Here is a 2,181-nt window from a genome sequence, read left to right as displayed (position 1 = left end):
TCAAAACTAGATAACATTGCTACATATTATATGGTTAAGTCCTCGATCTATTAGTATTCGTCAGCTCCACATGTCACCATGCTTCCACCTCGAACCTATCAACCTGATCATCTTTCAGGGATCTTACTAGCTTACGCTATGGGAAATCTCATCTTGAGGGGGGCTTCATGCTTAGATGCTTTCAGCACTTATCCCTTCCGCACATAGCTACCCAGCTATGCCCTTGGCAGAACAACTGGTACACCAGCGGTGCGTCCATCCCGGTCCTCTCGTACTAAGGACAGCTCCTCTCAAATTTCCTACGCCCACGACGGATAGGGACCGAACTGTCTCACGACGTTCTGAACCCAGCTCGCGTACCGCTTTAATGGGCGAACAGCCCAACCCTTGGGACCGACTACAGCCCCAGGATGCGATGAGCCGACATCGAGGTGCCAAACCTCCCCGTCGATGTGGACTCTTGGGGGAGATAAGCCTGTTATCCCCGGGGTAGCTTTTATCCGTTGAGCGATGGCCCTTCCATGCGGAACCACCGGATCACTAAGCCCGACTTTCGTCCCTGCTCGACTTGTAGGTCTCGCAGTCAAGCTCCCTTATGCCTTTGCACTCTACGAATGATTTCCAACCATTCTGAGGGAACCTTTGGGCGCCTCCGTTACACTTTAGGAGGCGACCGCCCCAGTCAAACTGCCCACCTGACACTGTCTCCCGGGTCGATAAGACCCGTAGGTTAGAATTTCAATACAGTCAGGGCGGTATCCCACCAGCGCCTCCACCGAAGCTAGCGCTCCGGTTTCAAAGGCTCCCGCCTATCCTGTACAAACTGTACCAAAATTCAATATCAGGCTACAGTAAAGCTCCACGGGGTCTTTCCGTCCTGTCGCGGGTAACCTGCATCTTCACAGGTACTATAATTTCACCGAGTCTCTGGTTGAGACAGTGCCCAAATCGTTACACCTTTCGTGCGGGTCGGAACTTACCCGACAAGGAATTTCGCTACCTTAGGACCGTTATAGTTACGGCCGCCGTTTACTGGGGCTTCAGTTCAGAGCTTCGCTTACGCTAACCCCTCTCCTTAACCTTCCAGCACCGGGCAGGTGTCACCCCCTATACTTCGCCTTACGGCTTCGCAGAGAGCTGTGTTTTTGCTAAACAGTCGCTTGGGCCTATTCACTGCGGCTTTCCGTTAAGAAAGCACCCCTTCTCCCGAAGTTACGGGGTCATTTTGCCGAGTTCCTTAACCAGAGTTCTCTCGCACACCTTAGGATTCTCTCCTCGCCTACCTGTGTCGGTTTGCGGTACAGGCACCTTTTATCTCGCTAGAAGCTTTTCTTGGCAGCGGGGAATCAAAGACTTCGCTCCATAAGGAGCTTCCCCATCACAGCTCAGCCTTTACGATAAGCGGATTTGCCTACTTATCAGCCTAACTGCTTGGACGTGCACAACCAATCGCACGCTTCTTCTATCCTTCTGCGTCCCTCCATTGCTCAAACGATAAAGAGGTGGTACAGGAATATCAACCTGTTGTCCATCGCCTACGCCTGTCGGCCTCGGCTTAGGTCCTGACTAACCCTGAGCGGACGAGCCTTCCTCAGGAAACCTTAGGCATTCGGTGGACGGGATTCTCACCCGTCTTTCGCTACTCATACCGGCATTCTCACTTCTAAGCACTCCACCAGTCCTTACGGTCTGACTTCACTGTCCTTAGAACGCTCCCCTACCACTGATACCATTCGGTATCAATCCGCAGCTTCGGTGGTGTATTTAGCCCCGGTACATTTTCGGCGCAGAGTCACTCGACTAGTGAGCTATTACGCACTCTTTAAATGGTGGCTGCTTCTAAGCCAACATCCTAGTTGTCTAAGCAACTCCACATCCTTTTCCACTTAATACACACTTTGGGACCTTAGCTGGCGGTCTGGGCTGTTTCCCTTTTGACTACGGATCTTATCACTCGCAGTCTGACTCCTAAGGATAAGTCATTGGCATTCGGAGTTTGACTGAATTCGGTAATCCGATGAGGACCCCTAGTCCAATCAGTGCTCTACCTCCAAGACTCTTACACTTAAGGCTAGCCCTAAAGCTATTTCGGGGAGAACCAGCTATCTCCAGGTTCGATTGGAATTTCTCCGCTACCCACACCTCATCCCCGCACTTTTCAACGTGCGTGGGTTCGGGCCT

At 51.9% G+C, this 2,181-nt stretch carries 1 rRNA gene (running past one end of the window); it reads right to left on the bottom strand.

What is annotated here, in order from left to right:
• Positions 1-30: 30 nt before the first annotated feature.
• A 23S ribosomal RNA gene (locus COL05_RS08820) occupies positions 31-2,181 on the bottom strand; it runs 772 nt beyond the window's last position.

Source organism: Bacillus sp. AFS059628, from assembly GCF_002571225.1.
Taxonomy (GTDB): domain Bacteria; phylum Bacillota; class Bacilli; order Bacillales; family Bacillaceae_G; genus Bacillus_A.
This window is presented reverse-complemented; position numbering and strand designations above follow the sequence as displayed.